General features: G+C 48.5%; 14 protein-coding genes. 7 read left to right on the forward strand and 7 right to left on the reverse strand.

Features of this window, described 5'->3' with window-relative positions:
- The first annotated feature begins 54 nt into the window (after window positions 1–54).
- The gene (gene hda / locus SHEWANA3_RS08700; RefSeq protein ID WP_011622356.1) at window positions 55–765 is read left to right on the forward strand and encodes a DnaA inactivator Hda; all 711 of its coding nucleotides are present in this window, start codon (window positions 55–57) and stop codon (window positions 763–765) included.
- A 136-nt stretch (window positions 766–901) separates the two neighbouring features.
- A protein-coding gene (locus SHEWANA3_RS23165; RefSeq protein ID WP_086017233.1) for an IS3 family transposase occupies window positions 902–2,130 on the forward strand; the annotation gives its coding sequence in 2 pieces (ribosomal slippage) (window positions 902–1,253 and window positions 1,253–2,130; 1,230 coding nt in all).
- 98 nt (window positions 2,131–2,228) lie between these two features.
- Here the strand turns inward: SHEWANA3_RS23165 and SHEWANA3_RS08715 are convergent.
- The 4 genes from SHEWANA3_RS08715 to SHEWANA3_RS08730 form a co-directional block, all read right to left on the reverse strand.
- Complete coding sequence (locus SHEWANA3_RS08715) at window positions 2,229–4,175, reverse strand: hypothetical protein (RefSeq protein WP_041412988.1); 1,947 nt, start codon at window positions 4,173–4,175, stop codon at window positions 2,229–2,231.
- 370 nt (window positions 4,176–4,545) lie between these two features.
- Window positions 4,546–4,926 (reverse strand): DUF2069 domain-containing protein, encoded by a 381-nt coding sequence (locus SHEWANA3_RS08720; RefSeq protein ID WP_011716678.1) that lies wholly within the window; start codon window positions 4,924–4,926, stop codon window positions 4,546–4,548.
- 47 nt (window positions 4,927–4,973) lie between these two features.
- Complete coding sequence (gene arsC / locus SHEWANA3_RS08725; RefSeq protein ID WP_011716679.1) at window positions 4,974–5,324, reverse strand: arsenate reductase (glutaredoxin); 351 nt, start codon at window positions 5,322–5,324, stop codon at window positions 4,974–4,976.
- 111 nt (window positions 5,325–5,435) lie between these two features.
- Window positions 5,436–6,905 carry a M48 family metalloprotease gene (locus SHEWANA3_RS08730; RefSeq protein WP_011716680.1) on the reverse strand — a complete coding sequence of 490 codons (1,470 nt, stop codon included), beginning with the start codon at window positions 6,903–6,905 and terminating at the stop codon, window positions 5,436–5,438.
- Between the two features lie 112 nt (window positions 6,906–7,017).
- On the opposite strand from SHEWANA3_RS08730, the gene SHEWANA3_RS08735 reads away from it, so the two are divergent.
- Together SHEWANA3_RS08735 and SHEWANA3_RS08740 are read left to right on the forward strand one after the other, a co-directional pair.
- A complete protein-coding gene (locus tag SHEWANA3_RS08735) occupies window positions 7,018–7,251 on the forward strand; it encodes a sulfurtransferase TusA family protein (RefSeq protein ID WP_011716681.1) in 234 nt (77 codons plus the stop codon).
- 208 nt (window positions 7,252–7,459) lie between these two features.
- A complete protein-coding gene (locus SHEWANA3_RS08740; RefSeq protein WP_011716682.1) occupies window positions 7,460–8,560 on the forward strand; it encodes an AI-2E family transporter in 1,101 nt (366 codons plus the stop codon).
- A 111-nt stretch (window positions 8,561–8,671) separates the two neighbouring features.
- On the opposite strand, the gene SHEWANA3_RS08745 is transcribed toward SHEWANA3_RS08740, so the two are convergent.
- Window positions 8,672–9,589 carry a LysR family transcriptional regulator ArgP gene (locus tag SHEWANA3_RS08745; RefSeq protein WP_011716683.1) on the reverse strand — a complete coding sequence of 306 codons (918 nt, stop codon included), beginning with the start codon at window positions 9,587–9,589 and terminating at the stop codon, window positions 8,672–8,674.
- A 112-nt stretch (window positions 9,590–9,701) separates the two neighbouring features.
- Between SHEWANA3_RS08745 and SHEWANA3_RS08750 the strand changes: the two genes are divergently transcribed.
- Window positions 9,702–10,316: a LysE/ArgO family amino acid transporter gene (locus tag SHEWANA3_RS08750; protein WP_011716684.1), complete on the forward strand. Its 615-nt coding sequence runs from the start codon at window positions 9,702–9,704 to the stop codon at window positions 10,314–10,316.
- 180 nt (window positions 10,317–10,496) lie between these two features.
- On the opposite strand, the gene bcp is transcribed toward SHEWANA3_RS08750, so the two are convergent.
- Together bcp and SHEWANA3_RS08760 are read right to left on the reverse strand one after the other, a co-directional pair.
- Entirely contained in the window at window positions 10,497–10,964 is a 468-nt protein-coding gene (bcp, locus tag SHEWANA3_RS08755) for a thioredoxin-dependent thiol peroxidase (RefSeq protein WP_011716685.1), read from the reverse strand.
- A gap of 3 nt (window positions 10,965–10,967) precedes the next feature.
- Window positions 10,968–11,519, reverse strand: coding sequence for an ACT domain-containing protein (locus SHEWANA3_RS08760; RefSeq protein WP_011716686.1), 552 nt, complete (start codon window positions 11,517–11,519; stop codon window positions 10,968–10,970).
- 172 nt (window positions 11,520–11,691) lie between these two features.
- Here SHEWANA3_RS08760 and dapA point away from each other — a divergent pair, with 172 nt between their 5' ends.
- Both dapA and bamC read left to right on the forward strand, forming a co-directional pair.
- Window positions 11,692–12,576, forward strand: a complete 885-nt coding sequence (gene dapA / locus SHEWANA3_RS08765; RefSeq protein ID WP_011716687.1) for a 4-hydroxy-tetrahydrodipicolinate synthase — start codon at window positions 11,692–11,694, stop codon at window positions 12,574–12,576.
- 3 nt (window positions 12,577–12,579) lie between these two features.
- Window positions 12,580–13,677 carry an outer membrane protein assembly factor BamC gene (gene bamC / locus SHEWANA3_RS08770; protein WP_011716688.1) on the forward strand — a complete coding sequence of 366 codons (1,098 nt, stop codon included), beginning with the start codon at window positions 12,580–12,582 and terminating at the stop codon, window positions 13,675–13,677.
- Window positions 13,678–13,812: the final 135 nt, after the last annotated feature.

The following is a 13,812-nucleotide window of genomic DNA, read 5'->3' on the forward strand; positions in this document are numbered from 1 at the left end:
GCTCTGCTCAGTCATGTGGGGGAGTCGATAATTTATTGATATTGAGACGTACGAGTGCCATTAAACTCACCGCTACAACTGTCGTTACCGGTTTACTTACCGGATGATGAAACCTTTAACAGTTATTATCCGGCAGCGGGTAATGATGAACTTATCCAAAAGCTGCGCGCCAATGCCGAAGGCCAAGGTGAAGCCGCTATTTATGTGTGGGGACCTGTGAAATCGGGGCGGACTCACTTAATGCACGCCGCCTGTGCCCATGCCAATGAACTCGACCGCCGCAGTTTTTACCTTCCCCTTGGCATTCATGCGAGTATCTCAACCGCGCTGTTGGAGGGGCTGGAACAGCTCGATTTGATCTGCATCGACGATGTGGATGACATTGCGGGTCACCCGATTTGGGAAGAAGCCATATTCGATTTGTACAATCGTGTCGCCGAGAACAAGCGTTGTGCGCTGGTGGTCAGCGGCCGCTCGGCGCCCGCGGATGCTGGCTTCTTGTTACCTGACTTAGTCTCTCGGATGCAGTGGGGACTCAATTATCAGCTGCAACCTATGGCCGATGATGAAAAGTTAGCGGCACTACAACGCCGTGCGGCGATGCGCGGATTACAGTTGCCAGAAGACGTTGGCCGTTTCTTACTTAATCGTATGGCAAGGGATCTGCGTACTTTGTTTGATGTGTTAGATAAACTGGATAAGGCATCCCTCGTACATCAGCGCAAGCTCACGATTCCTTTTGCCAAAGAAATGCTCCACTTGTAATCGCATTGGCTTACTGTTAATCGAAAGCCTGTGTTAATAAACATTTAGTGTTAACAAAAAGCCCGTCGTATCACGACGGGCTTTTTTATCTCTATTGTCCCGTCCTGAAATACGTTGACATAAAGAGGATTTCTTTATGACAACATTAATTAACTCAAGCCGTAAGCGCACACAACGAGATTACACCTTAGCCTTTAAATTAGGCGTTGTAGAGCGTGTTGAAAAAGGCGAAATGACGTACAAACAAGCCCAAACCCATTTTGGTATTCAAGGCCGTTCAACGGTTCTCGTTTGGCTTAGAAAACATGGTAGACTCGATTGGTCGAAACCTTTTCAACATCCCCTTATGCCTAAATCAAAAGAAACCCCTGCCGAAACGATCAAGCGCCTTGAACGTGAGTTAGCAGAAGAGAAACTGCGTAACCAAATCCTCAATGGCATGGTTGATATCATGGACAATGAATATGGAGCTGGCCTCAGAAAAAAGTACTTATCCGGTACGTCTGGCAAGCAAAAGGCAACGGAGAAATAAACCTCGCTGCCGCATGTCGTGCTGCGGGTATGTCGAGGCAAGGTATTTATCAGGCAGTTGCTCGAATGGAAAGTCGTAGAGCTGAGCTATCGGTTATCAAAGACTGGGTCCAGTACTGGCGTAAATATATGCCAAGGTTAGGGGCCCGTAAGCTCTACACGTTGATAAAATCCAAGTTGGTTGAGCACAATATTAAACTCGGGCGAGATGGGTTCTTTACCTATTTGAGAAGTGAAGGTTTACTGGTTAAACCGAAGAAAAGCTACACAAAAACCACGTTCAGCAAACACTGGATGAAGAAGCATCCTAATCTGCTGAAAGAGGAGGGACTGCACGATGCAGGGCATGTACTGGTCAGCGATATCACCTATCTTGAGTCAGACCAAGGTGTGCACTACCTGTCACTGGTCACCGATGCCAGTTCTCGTAAAATAGTCGGTCATCACGTGAGTAAAGACATGAAAGCCGAGAGTGTGGTGAAAGCGTTAAAAATGGCCATCAAAGATAAGCGCTATATCGGCAACGCGGTGCATCACTCAGACAGAGGCTTACAGTACTGCTCAGCCGTTTATCAGAATGCGCTTCAGGCGAGCCAAATCCAGCCGTCAATGACGGATGGTTATGATTGCTACCAAAATGCATTAGCAGAAAGAGTAAATGGCATACTGAAGCAGGAGTTTTTACTGCACCGATGTAGGACATTTGCGGAGCTGAAGATACTTGTTAGAGAATCGATAGCAATATACAACAATATGAGACCGCATCTGAGTTTGAATATGGACTCCCCTAATCAGGTGCACAATAGAAAAGGCCAGCTACTGGAGCTGGCCTAAAAACTGTCAACCTATCTTAGGACGAGACATATTAATCTTTAACTTAGGTCTGCTAACAGGCTTGAGTCTAGTGTATTTGCCCGATTTAGCAATCCAGATCACTGCTGTGGATGGCGGTGACGATCGCCACTGAAACGCAGCTCTGGCTCGGTAAGCGTTTCGCTACTTGCCGCAACTCCTTGTAGTCCTTTCACTGTGGTATTGGGTGAAATCCCCAGGGTTTGGCGCCAGCTTTGGCCTTGAGTCATAGCAATGGGCTCGGGCAGGCTCGCGAGCAGGCTGATGCCGTCAAGCTCTGGCAGCATGCCATCGATCACTAAGGCGGCGCGGTTTGCCAGACTATCATCACCAATTCGTCCCCTTTGTCCCCAGTCAACTATCACTGTATCTGCCGTGAGTACGGCGGGCAGGTTAGTGACGGCCACATCGCGCTGGATTTGATAGCGATAGCTCATCATGGCTTCTTCGAATAACATCGCCGCGTCTTCACGGGTACTGGAATAGTTATAAAAGTCATTGGCGATATCACCGGAGAAAAACGTACTCACATCCGAGGGTTGATAGGCTTTTTGGGTTGCAGTGGCTTTGGCGCCCAAGAAGCTCACCGCTGCAAGGCCTGTCATTTCGGTACTGGTGAGGGGATAGTTGCGACTCACTTGATCGGATATCAAACTCTTATTGGCATTTCGGCGGCTATAGTCGTCCAACAATCTGGGGCCAGTGAGCGTGGCGTGAATGCTTCTTGGGAAGAAGTCATTGGCGTGGGCGAGCTCATGGTACAAGAGTGAGGCGAGATCGGGATTAATCTGGCTGAGCGTGCGGGTGGCGCGCGTCGTGATTGGGAATCCCTGTGAAGCATATTGGTTATTTTTAACGTAACGCCACGGCATGAGGAAATTGAGCTCACTGCCAAAGTCGCTGCGATAATCCGGCGCCTCGTTAATGCTGTCACGCTGGGTTGGCGTGAGCCACAAATCATTCGGGTCGAGATAAATCGCCCCTGTGACGACCCAATAAAACGAGGGGCGCACATCATAGCTTATCACCACGGCGGTGACCGATTGTAGCAGGCGGGCGAAATCGCTGTTCGGGTCCATTTGACGTAAAAACGCGGCGAAATTGTCTCCCATCCAATCGTGGGACACTAATACACGATCGAGAATTGTATCGACATCGAGCGTATTTGAGACTTGGCCAATAAGCGGCAATTGGTTGATAGTACAAGCCTCTTTTAACTGATTCGAGTACACACAGCTCGTTAAGGCACTGGCATAAGGTGAGGCGGGGTTATAAGCGTGGGTGCGAGCCACGGGTGTATCGAAGTAGGTAGAGCTTATCGTGGGCGATGCCGTAGTGAGCACATAGGCTTCGTCTGTCACGGTATTACCGTTAATAGTGGCCGATGCCCTAAGGCGGGTTAAGGTATCTTGACCTACAATGGGCGCGGTAAACAGGGGTCTAAAGGGATCGCTGATATCGAGACTAACACTGGGGCCCTCGGCGATACACCAATTGATGTTTGATGCACTAAGTCCCGCTTGCTGGGCGATTCGTAGACTGACATCGTTACCCTCAACGGCTTGATGATCTTGGCGAATGTTCAGCATTGCCCCCGCGCTGCTGTCGGCATTGATCGCTATTTCGCCAGTCTCATCGATATTACTGCCGCTGATATGTAGGCTAAAACGGTAGCTACCTGCAGTGGGAATATCGAAGGCTAATACTGGACTATTTTGACTCACGAGTTCAATGCTGGGTCCTTCTAACTGTTGCCAGCGGAAAGTAAGATCCTGTGAATCGCGATTCCCTAGGCTGGCAATAATGGCGCTGGATTGTCCCACCACATATTGGGGCTCAGTTTTAAAGCGGATGGCGCCTGAGTCTGTGGTGATGAGCGCAGCCACTGTGGTGCAGCGTGGCACGTTAGTGGTTGGTGGGGTGACTGTACCACCATCATTATTCTCCCCACCACCGCCACCACAGGCGCTGAGTGCGACGGCAGCCGCGATAATACTTAATCGACGCATTGGAACCCATATTTCCATCATGACTCACTCCAATTAACGCTATGTTATTGTTTTTGTAGTATGACTGGCTTGATTAGCCGTCATTCCTTGGCATATCGACCGACTATAGCACGCTCTTTTGGTTACAAAAAGTGATGAAAGGTAGGTTAAATGTTGTCAACTTGCGGAGTTGGAGTCGTACCGAAAAGGGATTAATACAGCAGCGTATTTGACTGTCAGTGAAGATTATAAAAGTGGGAGGATTTATCGAATCATGATGTTTTGAATCACAACTTCTCAAAACAAAGAGCGCGGATCGGTATTAAAACCGAACCGCGCTTGCTCATCGGCACTGGCTAATCGTGACTTGCTATTCACCGCCAGCGATGAGATTGATTGGATCTCACAATCAGTCTTGCTTGTCGGACTTTTTCTTAAGGCCCAGACCGAGCTCACGTCCACGGATACGAGCATAAAACGGGAACGCGACTAACAGCGCGCCAATCAGCAGGACTTCAATAATGGCAAAGGCCAATGCATCGGTCGTGACGTACAACAAGGTGAGGGCGTGCAGCATATATAAGCATAAAATAAAGCTGGCCCAGGCGTAGGTGTACGGGTTGCCCTTTAAAATGCCTCGTACAGGCAATAATAAAGGCACTAGCCAGAGTAGGCTGAATAATAAGGTGTATTCCCCATTGATGCCCTGACCAATAAACCACCCACCCAGCAGGAGTACGAGGGCAAGGTAGCCTAAACGGCTCAGTGTCAGCAGAGTGCTTGAGGTCATGATGTTCCTATTTTTTTCGCATCGAATGATGGTGAAATGGCCGAAGATTAGAGAATGTTCAGTACATTTTCCGGTGGACGACCAATGGCTGCCTGTTGATTGGCTAGTACGATTGGGCGTTCAATCAATTTTGGCGTTTTGACCATGGCGTCGATAAGTTGCTCTTCGGTTAATGCCGGATTGGCGAGTCCCAGTGCTTGATACTCGTCTTCCTTAGTGCGCATTAACTCACGGGCGCTGAGTTTGATAGTGGCTAAAATCCCACGGATGTCAGCGGCGCTTGGTGGATTCTTAAGGTATTCAACGACTGTGATATCGCAGCCTTGTTGCTCGAGTAGGGCTAAGGTTTCGCGGCTCTTTGAACAACGTGGGTTATGGTAAATCGTTGCTTGGGTCATAGTACTTATGCTCAATCGGCTAAAACAATGGCGCGGATGATAGCAGAAAAAACAGCGCCCCGTCAGGGTGTTCGGGGCGCGATTATAAGGGATAGAGATAAAATGGCTATTTTACTTCAGGGCATCCATCTCTTTATCCGCTTGTTTAAATTGGCGGATACGTGCTTCGATTCGTGCCAGCTGTAATGGATTGCCTTCCGAAGCGCGGTAGGCAAAGTTCAATTGATCGATAGCGCCCTTATAGTTAGCGCCTAGCGCCATTAACTCGGCATTGGAAAAATACTCCATGCCCTGATTGCCCAATTTTTTATAGGCAAGATTGAGCAGTTGATAGGGAAGTTGATTTTGCTTATCGAGGAAAATCATGTCTTCCAGCAGTGGGATAGCCTTAGCTGGCTCTCCGGCCTCAATATAGATATTGGCCAAGTTCGCGTTAATCACCTGCGATGTGGGTTTCATCTTACGCTGGGCTTCGAGTAACTTAGTCGCCTGAGCAAAATCCTTGCGCTCGTTGAGCAAATCCGTCTTAGTATCGATATAAAACAAGTTGTTATCATCGATTTTTAATAGCTCATCGATAATCTTTTCGGACTCATCAAATTTCTTCAATCTAAACAGCGCTAAGGCTTTGCCGTAGAGCGCGGCCTCTTTAAAGCCGTAGGTTTGCTTATTGAGCTGCTTTTCAAACATGCTCAATACCGCATCGTCGCTGTAACTGGAAAAACGCACCTGAATACGGGCTTTGGCGAGCTGGAAGTTGAGATTATCCGGCACATAGCGGTGTGGATACTGGTGGGCGCGATCCCGCGCCTCGGAGATCCGTGACTCGGGTAATGGGTGAGTCAGCAACATTTGCGGCGGCGTGGTGGTAAAACGGTAGCGACTGGCGAGTTTACCAAAGAAATCTGCGGCCGCATTGGGGTCAAAGCCCGCATCGACCAAAATCTGCATGCCAATCCGGTCGGCTTCTTTTTCATGCAGACGGGTATAGTTGATTTTTGATTGGGTCGCCATGGCTTGAGTGGTTGCCAGCGCGGCCATCCCCGCCTGAGGCACGGCGATGGTTAATAAAATCGCCCCCAGTAGTCCTGCAACGGTCGCTGGACCACTTTTTTGCTGCGCTTCGAGGGAGCGCGCCAAGTGACGTTGGGTCACGTGGGTAATTTCGTGGCCGAGCACTGAGGCCAGCTCACTTTCGTTATCGGCGTTAAGGAATAGCCCTGTGTGTACTGCAACGTGGCCGCCGAAGAAGGCGAAGGCGTTGATCTCATCGTTTTGCAGTAAGAAGAAATAAAAGGGCGTTTTGACTCCCGTGGCATGGGCGACCAGTTTGTTGCCCAGTTCAGTCAAATATTGGCTCAATACCGGATCGTTCAGCATCGGCGCCGATGAGCGAATAACGCGCATGTAGGCATCGCCATAGACCATTTCTTTTTCTAGGCTGAAGGTATTGACGGCGGCGGTGCCCAAGTCGGGCAAGTCGTTGTTGGCAAAACTCTTTGCGGCTCCACCGAGTAACATTAATGAAAGTACACTCGCCGCAAGGGGTTTACATCGGGTCAAAAACGTCAAATTACGCAAGTGGATCCTTTATCTCTTTTAAGTGTCTCAACTAAGGCGAGGGTAGCCCTTAGCTTGTAGTTTGAGTTGCAACTTAGGATAATAGCCCAAGTTCATTCATAGCAAGTTCATTATGATTTTTATTGATTTAACATCATTTCGCTGCCCCGTTCCCTTGGTTAAGGTTAAACTTGCGTTGAAGTCCGTGTCTGCTGGTGACAGCTTACATATCCTACTCTCAGACCCAGGTTCCCGCCGAGATGTTCCCGCGTTTTTTAAAAAACAGGGGCATAGCGTGGTGACATTGCAAGATGATGCCAGCCAATTAGGGTTATTAATCACAAAAGTTGATTTATCGCAGGGATAAGTCTGCACAAAGCATGATTCAATGCCGCAGTAAAAATGGCCAGTTAGCATCGCTGGTTGCAACTTCGCCTTTGCGTGTCGGTCATAGGTAGCAGTTAACTGATTTTCAAGCATATACACAGTAAAACGGATGCGATAAGGTTAACCACCAAAGCATAAGCATCTTTCCTGCGTTTTCGGAAAGCCAATCACCTCATTGGAACGAATTCATGTTTAGTTTTTTCTCTCGTTGGTATCAAGAGCGCTTTAGCGATCCTCAGGCGGTGACGTTGCTCGCCATTCTCGTCGGCCTTGCCCTAGTGTTGTATTTTGCGGGTGGCTTATTAGCGCCGTTACTCGTGGCGTTAGTGCTGGCCTTTTTGCTCGAATGGCCCGTGGCGCAAATGCTGAAATTGGGGATTAATCGCACGACTGGCGCTTCTTTAGTACTCGTGCTGTTTTTAGGGATAGTGGTGCTGCTGACCTTTGGCCTTATCCCGAGCGTGTGGCGCCAAGGCGTGAGCTTGATGACAGATTTGCCGAGTATGATCGACAAGGGCTTACAAACCTTGCAGGGATTAGCGACCCAGTATCCGCAGTTTGTCAGCTCTGAGCAGCTCAATTTAATGGTCGCCGAGCTTAAAAAACTGCTCGATACCCAGCATCTGCTCGATATTGCCAAGCAGTTGATTGGTTATTCTGCCTCGTTATTGGTGCTGATGGTGTACGCCATTTTAGTGCCCTTATTAGTGTTTTTCTTTCTGAAGGATAAAGACCAGCTGATCAGTGGTAGCAAACGTTTTTTCCCTACTAATCGACAATTAGCCCGCAAGGTATGGTTTGAGATGCACCAGCAGATCTTCAACTATATCCGCGGCAAAGTGATTGAGATTGTGATTGTCGGGGTGGCGAGCTACATCTTCTTTGCCTTTATGGGGCTGAGATACTCGGCTTTACTCGGGGTATTGACTGGTTTGTCGGTGCTCATTCCCTATGTAGGCGCGACCTTAGTCACTTTACCTATCATGTTGGTGGCCTTCTTCCAGTGGGGCTTTAGCTCCGAGTTTGGCTATTTGATGTTAGGTTACGGCATTATTCAGGCGTTAGATGGTAACGTGCTGGTGCCTATTTTGTTTTCCGATGCGGTGGATTTACACCCAGTCATCATTATCGCCGCCGTGTTGGTGTTTGGTGGTTTATGGGGCGTTTGGGGCGTTTTCTTTGCTATTCCATTAGCCTCCTTGGTGAAAGCGGTGATCAACGCTTGGCCGAAAACCGAGATTGAACCCGTGGCGATAACGCAGGTGAAGGCGGATTCGGCAGAAGCCTAAGCCGCTGGCAGTAGGTAAAAACGAATAGAAAAAAACTGGGCCTGAGTGCTCAGTTTTTTGTCCGCTAACTATTTCTACTAACAATTGTTTTACTCACTCTTGATGTACCCATTATTGCTGTAATAGATGCTGCGCGGTGGCGGCGAGGGCGCGATACACCAAGGTCGTTTGCTTGGCCTTTATATTCCAATGCTGCCAATATAGGGGCACTCGAATGCGTTTTTCTGGGGTGAGCTCAATTAATATGCCTTTGTCTATCAGAGGTTTTGCCTGTAAGTGTCCCACTAAGCCATAACCCAGACTTAAGTTAATCGCCTCCAAAAAACTTTCCGATGAGGGAATGCTGTGTTGCCACCATTGGCCTGGCAACATTTGAAAATACTGGGCGAGATACTTTTCATGCATTTTATCTTTAGTTGAAAACACCACGGCCGGGGCTTTCGCTAGCTGCGCTTGGGTAATTTGAGCGCCGACATCATCGCTATTTTCTACCCATTCGAAATAACGCGCCGCAAATGCCGGGGTGGCGACGCACATATATTCCATGGTTCCTAAAAACTCGCTGCTACAACCGGCCATGGGGTTGGCTGTTGTGGTCACGCAACCGACGGCCTCACCGTTTTTCAGTAGGTGATGGGTGTAGGACTCATCATCGACAATCAATTCCAGCAGCCAAGCATGGCGGCTGAACATATCGGCCAAGGCGGGCAAAAACCATGTCGCTAAACTGTCGGCATTGACAGCAATTCGCACTGTCGTGGGATGGTTTGGGTCATCGGCATCTAACTCGGCTCTCAACTCGCTCTCGAGTAGTTGCACCTGTGAATAGTGGCGCAATAAACGTTTACCCGTAGGGGTAGCCACCACGGGCGTTGAGCGAATAAGTAAGGATTGGCCGACTCGTTCTTCTAACTGCCTAACGCGCTGTGACACCGCCGATTGGGTGATATGCAACACTTTGGCGGCGCGCTCGAAACCACCTTCGGAGACGACGACCGCAAGCGCTTTAAGATTGGCGTATTCCAACATCTTTGTCCTCCTTAAAATTATTAATTTTACTTATGATACATAAAAAACATTAGTTATATTAATTTTGTTGTTTTGTCTATGCTAGCGCCTTCTTCAGACATGAGAGGTAGTTATGCAAACGGCGTTTATACAAGGTATGGGCATTGGTGGTAGTTTGATTATTGCCGTAGGGGCGCAAAATGCCTTTGTGCTAAAGCAGGGGATTAAGCGAGCGTATCCTTTGCCGATTGCGCTGCTTTGTTCAATCATCGATGCCTTAATGATCACTGCGGGTGTGGCGGGGCTTGGGCACATTATCGAAGCCTTCCCGACCATCAAACATGTAGCCAGTTTTGGTGGCGCCGCTTTTTTGATTTGGTACGGAGCTAATGCACTTAAGGCCTCGTTTGTCGCTAAAGGGATGGAGATGGGCAATGCGCAAAATGCCGATACTTTGCGTAAGGCCATGCTGACCACGCTTGGGATCAGCCTGCTCAATCCACACCTTTATTTAGATACCGTCGTGCTGCTGGGGAGTATTAGTACTCAGTTCGAAGATGCCCATCGTCCTTGGTTTGGTGCGGGCGCGGTACTGGCTTCGTTTATTTGGTTCTTCAGCCTAAGTTTTGGTGCGCGTTTATTGGCGCCGATATTTAGTCGCCCAGCGGCGTGGCGATACTTAGACCGCTTTATTTGGTTGACCATGTGGAGCATTGCCGCGGCAGTTATTTGGCCTTATCTGGCCTAATCTTGGGCAACTAAGCAGCATCCGCTTGAATTTATTCCGCAAATTAGGTTGATTTTTAGACGCAAGCTGAAAATTTTTCATGAAAAAAGGCCCTGATAAAGGGCCTTTTTGCGTTCAACTGCTAATTTTTTGTACGCTGTTTTGAGGCGAGAGGCATTAATGCGGCACTAAAATGCGCAATTAACCGGCAATTTGCGCCAGCACGACTTGGTGATGATCGCTGGTTTTAAACTTATCGAACACGTGGGCAATGGTGCCGTCTGTATTGATGAGGAAGCTCAATCTATGGATACCGTCGTAGATTTTGCCCATAAACTTTTTCTCGCCCCAAACGCCAAAGGCATCGGCCACGCTATGGTCTTCATCGCTGAGCAGAGTAAAGTTAAGCGACTGTTTTTCTGCAAACTTAGCTAATTTAGCCACGGGATCTGGGCTAATGCCAAGCACGGTCACTTTGTGGCTGTCCAGTTCAGCTTTGCTGTCACGTAAACCACAGGCTTGCACTGTGCAGCCTGGGGTTGAAGCCTTAGGGTAAAAATAGACTAAAACCGGGCCGCGCGTTAAGCATTCTTGTAGAGAAACAGCATTACCCTGTTGATCTTGAAGGGTAAATAGCGGCGCTTTCGCGCCAGCGGTTAATGTGTTCATCAATTATCCTCTATCGCTTCTTGAGGTGGTGCCTTCCATGCGTCTAATGGTGCAATCCAGTGCCATTTCTTCAGAGAGTTGATAGATACTCTTTTCGAGCTTTTCTAGTTCAACTTTTTCAGGAATATTGATGGTTAACGAAATCGTCTGGGTTTGCTCACCGTTGTCGAGTTCTTCAGAGAAAGAGCGTACTGCGGCTAAGTCTAAGGAACGGTCGGCGAGGAACTGGGTGATAAGCTTCATGGTGCCGCGCTGATCCTTACCGGTAAAGCGCACTTCAAGGCGTGAAAGGTAGTTTTGCGGCGTATGTTTAGAGGTGCGCTTCATCACTGTCATCAGTTCTAATTCAACACTGAGACTCGGGAGCAGGCTTTCAATTTTCGTTATGGATGCCCACGAACCTGACAACATCATGATTAAGGTAAATTCGTTACCAAATAATGCCATACGGCTGTCGACGATATCGCAGTCACAGTCGCTGGCAAGCCGAGCTAGTTTACTTACGAGTCCAGGACGGTCTACGCCCATTGCGGTTACGACCAGGAAATTGGTCATGAATTGTCCTCACTTTTTCGATATCATAGAGCGAAAACTCGAGACTGAGTGCCGAGTTTTTGTGCGGGATGTAATGCTACCATAACTAATTCAATTTGAGAGCCCCGTTAGTGCTTGTCATTAATGGTTGGCATCAGTACCATAGCGAATCCTGAAATTTTGGGGAAGTCAGATGATAAACGGAAGCATCGTAGCCTTAATCACGCCAATGAACAGTGATGGCTCAGTAGATTTTGCAAGTCTTGAAAGGTTAGTCGAATTCCATATTGACCAAGGCACAGACGCCATCGTCGCCGTGGGCACTACCGGCGAGTCAGCGACTCTGCCAATGAATGAGCACGTTACTGTGGTCGCGCAAACGGTTAAGTTTGCCGCAGGCCGTATTCCTGTGATTGGTGGCAATGGCGCGAATGCGACATCTGAAGCTATCGAACTCACCAAGTCTTTATCTAAAGTAGGGGTTGCCGCCATGTTAGGCGTGACACCTTACTACAACAAGCCCACGCCAAAGGGCTTAGTCGCGCACTATAAAGCGGTCGCGGCGAGCACGGATATTCCGCAAATTCTCTATAACGTACCAGGACGCACCGCCGTCGACATGAAGCCCGAAACCGTGGCCGAATTGGTCGCTGTGAGCAATATTATTGGTGTTAAAGAAGCCACGGGTGATGTATCACGCGTACAGCGTTTACGTGAGCTTTGCGGTAATGACTTTATGTTGTACAGCGGCGATGACGCAACGGCGAGGGAGTTTTTACTCCTTGGCGGTAATGGCGTGATTTCGGTTGCTAACAACATAGTGCCAAAAGCATTTAAAGCCATGTGTGATGCAGCACTGGCGGGCAACGCCGAATTAGCGGCGAGCATCGATGAGCCGCTGCGTGGTCTGTATAGCACACTGTTCTGTGAAGCGAACCCAATTCCTGTGAAGTGGGCCGCCCACCGTATGGGACTGATTGAGTGTGGCCATATTCGTTTACCTTTGACTGAACTTTCTGAGCAATGTCATGGTCTGTTGTTAGATGCAATGACTCGCGCCCAGATAGAGGTTAAATAATTAATGTTAAAGAAAGTCACCCCACTGTTCCTAGTTGCTGCCGTTGCAGCTTGTAGCTCGCCATTAGAGCGTCGCCAAGCAAACGGCGGTGAAGACTATGTGCAGGCCGAGCAAGCGCCAATGCTGAAGATCCCCGAGGGATTAAAAGCACCGCCATACAATAAAGAATTTGAAGTGCCTAACTTAGGGCCAAAGGCGAATTCCGCGCTGGTTGGTAAAAACCTCGATATCCGTCCTCCACTGCAAGTATTGCCAATGGCAGAAGGTACGCACGTGGAAGAGGGCAGCGATAACATTAAGATCGTGGTTGAATCGATTGATAACAGCGTCGATCTTAAGCAAGAGATCTTCACTAACTTAGATGGTTTCTTTGCTAAGCAAGGCATTAGCATCCGCAACCGCGATTTCGATAAAGGTACTATCGAAACCGATTGGATTGAAAACACGGAAGTGTTGGAGTCTAGCCTCTGGGGTTCGGATAAAGAGTATCTGCTGCGTCAACGTTATCGCTTCGACGTCGAAACCCGTCCACACGGCCGTACCGCGAATATCGTTATTCACTTGGTTGAACACCAAGAGTTTTACGACGGTAAAGAGCAAGATGTCCTGTTAAGCAGTGAAGATAAACAGCGTTACACCATCGACATGCTAAACAGCTCTATCGCTTACATGAGTGTGAAGCGCGAGCAAGCGATTCAAGCGAACCGTCTGAAGCAGACCTTAGGGATCAATGTGGATTTAGTTACGCCTGAAGAAGGGGCTGCTTACTGGTCCGCGAAAGCGCCATACAAGCAAGTGTGGGAACGTCTGCGTATCGTGCTGCCAGAAATGGGCTTTGAAATTGCCGATATGGATAGCGCCAAGGGCTTATACTTCATTAAGTTTACCGACAACTCTGGTTTCTGGAGTTCGTTGTGGAACGACAAGCAATTGGCCCTGAAGGAAGGCAGTTACCGCATACTGCTGGAAGACGGTGATAGCCTAGAGGAAACTAAAATCCTGCTGCGCGACGGTGAAGACCAACCGCTGTCGAATGAGGTGGTCACGAATGTGTACCAATCATTGTCTAGCCTGATGAAAGAAGAGCGCAAACTGCGTTAATTCTATCTCAGTCAAAAAAGGGCGATTTATCGCCCTTTTTTGTGCCTGCCATTTGAGCACCGCTGTGCTCGCCCTGCGCGTTAACTATACAGAATGATGTTTCAGAATATTTCTGGCGTATATCAATATTTAAAG

Source organism: Shewanella sp. ANA-3 (assembly GCF_000203935.1).
In the GTDB taxonomy this organism is placed as follows: Bacteria; Pseudomonadota; Gammaproteobacteria; order Enterobacterales; family Shewanellaceae; genus Shewanella.

Coding starts and splice junctions, on each gene's coding strand:
- dapA (WP_011716687.1), top strand. CDS start 11,692: ATGATAAACGGAAGCATCGTAGCCTTAATCACGCCAATGAACAGTGAT.
- bcp (WP_011716685.1), bottom strand. CDS start 10,964: ATGAACACATTAACCGCTGGCGCGAAAGCGCCGCTATTTACCCTTCAA.
- SHEWANA3_RS08740 (WP_011716682.1), top strand. CDS start 7,460: ATGTTTAGTTTTTTCTCTCGTTGGTATCAAGAGCGCTTTAGCGATCCT.
- SHEWANA3_RS08735 (WP_011716681.1), top strand. CDS start 7,018: ATGATTTTTATTGATTTAACATCATTTCGCTGCCCCGTTCCCTTGGTT.
- arsC (WP_011716679.1), bottom strand. CDS start 5,324: ATGACCCAAGCAACGATTTACCATAACCCACGTTGTTCAAAGAGCCGC.
- bamC (WP_011716688.1), top strand. CDS start 12,580: ATGTTAAAGAAAGTCACCCCACTGTTCCTAGTTGCTGCCGTTGCAGCT.
- SHEWANA3_RS08745 (WP_011716683.1), bottom strand. CDS start 9,589: ATGTTGGAATACGCCAATCTTAAAGCGCTTGCGGTCGTCGTCTCCGAA.
- SHEWANA3_RS08720 (WP_011716678.1), bottom strand. CDS start 4,926: ATGACCTCAAGCACTCTGCTGACACTGAGCCGTTTAGGCTACCTTGCC.
- SHEWANA3_RS08760 (WP_011716686.1), bottom strand. CDS start 11,519: ATGACCAATTTCCTGGTCGTAACCGCAATGGGCGTAGACCGTCCTGGA.
- SHEWANA3_RS08750 (WP_011716684.1), top strand. CDS start 9,702: ATGCAAACGGCGTTTATACAAGGTATGGGCATTGGTGGTAGTTTGATT.
- SHEWANA3_RS08715 (WP_041412988.1), bottom strand. CDS start 4,175: ATGGAAATATGGGTTCCAATGCGTCGATTAAGTATTATCGCGGCTGCC.